Source organism: Mesorhizobium sp. M7A.F.Ca.ET.027.03.2.1, from assembly GCF_003999175.1.
Taxonomy (GTDB): domain Bacteria; phylum Pseudomonadota; class Alphaproteobacteria; order Rhizobiales; family Rhizobiaceae; genus Mesorhizobium.
This window is the reverse complement of sequence record NZ_RZOM01000546.1, coordinates 1-4,073: the sequence shown is the minus strand read 5'-3', so window position 1 is coordinate 4,073 and position 4,073 is coordinate 1. Positions and strand designations below refer to the sequence as shown.

4 protein-coding genes are annotated in these 4,073 nt (G+C 65.0%); 3 read left to right on the top strand and 1 reads right to left on the bottom strand.

From position 1 onward, the window contains the following. Positions 1–40: 40 nt before the first annotated feature. On the bottom strand, positions 41–1,087 hold the full coding sequence (holA, locus tag EN750_RS21855; protein WP_127397614.1) for a DNA polymerase III subunit delta: 1,047 nt from the start codon (positions 1,085–1,087) through the stop codon (positions 41–43). 448 nt (positions 1,088–1,535) lie between these two features. Between holA and EN750_RS21850 the strand changes: the two genes are divergently transcribed. From EN750_RS21850 to EN750_RS21840, 3 genes are all read left to right on the top strand, one after another. Further along, positions 1,536–2,768, top strand: a complete 1,233-nt coding sequence (locus tag EN750_RS21850) for a 3-methyl-2-oxobutanoate dehydrogenase (2-methylpropanoyl-transferring) subunit alpha (protein ID WP_127397613.1) — start codon at positions 1,536–1,538, stop codon at positions 2,766–2,768. 3 nt (positions 2,769–2,771) lie between these two features. After that, the gene (locus tag EN750_RS21845; RefSeq protein WP_127271317.1) at positions 2,772–3,785 is read left to right on the top strand and encodes an alpha-ketoacid dehydrogenase subunit beta; all 1,014 of its coding nucleotides are present in this window, start codon (positions 2,772–2,774) and stop codon (positions 3,783–3,785) included. 1 nt (position 3,786) lies between these two features. Further along, the coding region (locus EN750_RS21840; RefSeq protein WP_348629615.1) for a biotin/lipoyl-containing protein at positions 3,787–4,073 on the top strand (287 nt) is incomplete at its 3' end.

Below are 4,073 nucleotides of genomic sequence, written 5' to 3'. Positions count from 1 at the left end.
TCTGTCGCCTTCGGCGACATCTCCCCCTCGAGGGGGGAGATTAGCCGCGCTGCGCCAACCGGCTACTCTCCACCGCAATCCCCAGCAGCGCCTGCCGTGCCAGCGCCACGGCAAGGTCCGGCCGTCGCCGTGTCTGTAGCACCGCCGTCTGCAGCCGGGTCAGGGCGCGGCCGAGCGCGTCGGTGCTCCAGCGCTCCAGCGCTTTCTCGACCAGCTTGCGGCGCGAGAAAAACACCGGCGGGCGAGCGGCTGCGACGACCGAGGCGGCGTTGCGGTTGCCGGACTCCATCTGGCCGCGCATGATTTGGATCTGCTGCAACTGCCGCATCGCCGAAGACAGCACCAGGAAAGGCTGGCCGCCGGACTGGCAATGGCGGGTAAAGGCAGTGTCGAAGTCGCCGATCTTGCCTTCGAGGAGCGCGTCGACCGCGTCGTCGAAAGAGGCGCCGGAGACGTCGCCCGACATCGCCTTGACCTCCTCCAGCCCGATCTCGTTCTGGCCATGGGCATAGAGCACGAGCTTTTCGATCTCGCCGCGCGAGGCCAGCCGGTCGCCGCCGAGATTGCGGCGCAGCGCCTGTCTCGCCTCCATGGTCATCGACATGCCGGCCTTGCCCAGTTCGGCGTCGATGACGCCGTCGATGTCGCGCGCTTCATCGGCATAGCAAGGCAGCGCCATGGCGTTGTCGGCCGCCTCGACGATGGCGCGCAATCCGACACCTTTCTTGAGATCGCCGGCTTCGATGAGAATGATCGCATCGCGCGCGGGCTCCGCCGTCAGCGCCTTCACGTCGTCGGCCAATGCCTTCTGGCCGCTGGCATTGCGCACCCACAAAAGGCGCCGATCGGAAAACATCGGCACGGTGCGGGCTTCGTCGAGCAGCCGGCCCTCGTCGCGGTCGACCTCCGAACCCTCGAGCCTGACCACCGAGAAGGGATCGTCAAGCGGCAGGCCGGTCTTGCCGGCAAACGCCTTCGCCCGCTCGGAGACGAGGCCGCGATCGGGGCCGTAAAGCAGGACGATCGAAATGCGCTGGTCCGGCTTCGCGAGCCAGCCGTCGACCTCGTAAGCTTTCTTCTGTGCCATGGCGGGTTGGTTAGCATGATGCGGGCGTGGGGTGAATGGTGGAGAGCGGGATCTCCCCCCTCGAGGGGGAGATGGCCGGCAGGCCAGAGGGGGTCGGTTCGACTGGATGCGACATTTTATGCGCCGAAAGAAGAAGTTGGCGCTCCATGCGCGGCGACCCCCTCTGTCGCCTTCGGCGACATCTCCCCCTCAAGGAGGGAGATTACGCTTCGCGCTTCCCCAATCACCCTATCTGCCGGCAAACCCGGCTCAATCTTGCGTCTAATTGCGCGCCGGCGCCCAACATCGACAAGAAATTTCGCCGATATATCTTCATCTTGATGCGTGGGAGGCTGGATCGGCCGGCGCTGCCGGGACCGACGTCCGCAGGCTACCCGACGAATTCGCACTGGCCTGGCGGCGCAGATATGCAAATATCGACACCAGGCAACATTGGAGGACAAAGGTCATGGCCGATGCTGGGATGTTGCGTTTTCACGTTCCGGAACCGGAAGTGCGGCCGGGCGGAACGCCCGATTTTTCCAATGTGCCGATCCCGAAGGCCGGCTCGGTGCCGCGCCCCGAGATCGATGTCGATCCGCGTACCATCCGCGATCATGCCTTCTCGATCATCCGCGTGCTGAACCGCACTGGCGAGGCCGTCGGTCCCTGGGCCGGACTGCTTTCAAGCGACGAGCTGCTGGCCGGCCTACGCCACATGATGACGCTGCGGACTTTCGATGCGCGCATGCAGATGGCGCAGCGGCAGGGCAAGACCTCGTTCTACATGCAGCATCTGGGCGAAGAGGCGGTGGCTTGCGCGTTTCGCAAGGCGCTGGCGCCGGGCGACATGAATTTCCCGACCTATCGCCAGGCAGGGCTGCTCATCGCCGATGGCTATCCGATGGTCACGATGATGAACCAGATTTATTCCAACGAGGCGGATCCGCTGAAGGGCCGGCAATTACCGGTCATGTATTCGTCGAATGAGCACGGCTTCTTCTCGATCTCCGGCAATCTGGCGACGCAGTACATCCAGGCGGTCGGCTGGGCGATGGCCTCGGCGATATCGAACGATTCGCGCATCGCAGCCGCCTGGATCGGCGACGGCTCGACGGCCGAATCCGATTTCCACTCGGCGCTGGTGTTCGCCTCGACCTACAAGGCGCCGGTCGTGCTCAATGTGGTCAACAACCAGTGGGCGATCTCGACCTTTCAGGGCATTGCGCGCGGCGGCTCGGGCACGTTCGCGGCAAGGGGGCTCGGCTTCGGCATCCCGTCGCTGCGCGTCGACGGCAACGACTATCTCGCCGTCCATGCGGTGGCCAAATGGGCGGCGGAGCGTGCGCGCGGCAATCTCGGGCCGACGCTCGTCGAATATGTCACCTACCGTGCCGGCGCGCATTCGAGCTCGGACGACCCGACCGCTTACCGGCCGAAGACCGAATCCGACGCCTGGCCGCTCGGCGATCCGATCGTGCGGCTGAAGAACCATCTCATCGCGCTTGGCGTCTGGTCGGATGAGCGGCACGCGCAGGCCGAGGCGGAAATCCTCGACACGGTTATCGCGGCGCAGAAGGAAGCCGAAAGCCACGGCACGCTGCATGCCGGCGGCAAGCCGTCGACGCGAGACATGTTCGAGGGGCTCTACGCCGAGATGCCGCCGCATCTCAGACGCCAACGCCAGCAGGCGGGGGTCTGAGGTATGCCGAGACGGACCATGATCGAGGCCATTCGCGATGCCATGGATGTATCGATGGGGCGCGACGACAAGGTCGTCGTGTTCGGCGAAGATGTCGGCTTCTTCGGCGGCGTCTTCCGCTGCACGCAGGGCCTGCAGGCCAAATACGGCAAGAGCCGCTGCTTCGATGCGCCGATCAACGAATCCGGCATTGTCGGCTCGGCCATCGGCATGGCCGCCTATGGGCTGAAGCCGTGCGTGGAGATTCAGTTTGCCGACTACATGTATCCGGCCTACGACCAGCTCACCCAGGAAGCAGCTAGACTGCGCTATCGCTCGAACGGCGACTTCACCTGCCCGATCGTGGTGCGCATGCCGACCGGCGGCGGCATCTTCGGCGGCCAGACGCACAGCCAGAGCCCGGAAGCATTGTTCACCCATGTGTCGGGGCTGAAGACCGTGGTGCCGTCCAACCCGCACGACGCCAAGGGGCTTTTGATCGCGGCGATCGAAGACCCCGATCCGGTGATCTTCCTCGAACCGAAGCGGCTCTACAATGGTCCGTTCGACGGCCATCACGACCGGCCGGTGACGCCGTGGTCGAAACATGAGCTCGGCGAGGTCGCCGACGGCCACTACACTGTGCCGCTCGGCAAGGCGGCGATCCGCCGGCCGGGTTCCGCCATCACGGTGCTCGCCTACGGCACCATGGTCTATGTCGCGCAGGCCGCGGCCGAGGAAACCGGCATCGATGCCGAGATCATCGATCTCAGGACGCTGCTGCCGCTTGATCTCGATACGATCGTCGCATCGGTGAAAAAGACCGGGCGCTGCGTCATCGTGCATGAGGCGACGCTGACGTCCGGCTTCGGCGCCGAACTGTCGGCGCTGGTGCAGGAAAACTGTTTTTATCACCTCGAAGCGCCGGTGGCGCGGGTCGCCGGCTGGGACACGCCCTATCCGCATGCGCAGGAGTGGGATTATTTCCCCGGTCCCGCCCGGGTCGGCCGTGCCCTGCTTGAAACCATGGGAGCCTGAGATGGGCGAACACATCATCAAGCTGCCCGATGTCGGCGAAGGTGTCGCCGAGGCCGAGCTGGTCGAATGGCACGTCAAGATCGGCGACATGGTGCGCGAGGACACTGTGCTTGCCGCCGTCATGACCGACAAGGCGACGGTCGAAATCCCATCGCCGGTCGATGGCGAAATCCTGTGGCTGGGCGCCGAGATCGGCGACACGGTGGCGATCGGCTCGCCCATCGTGCGGCTGAAGGTGGCGGGCGAGGGGAATGTTGTCGCAGACACGAAATCGCCAGAGGTCACAGC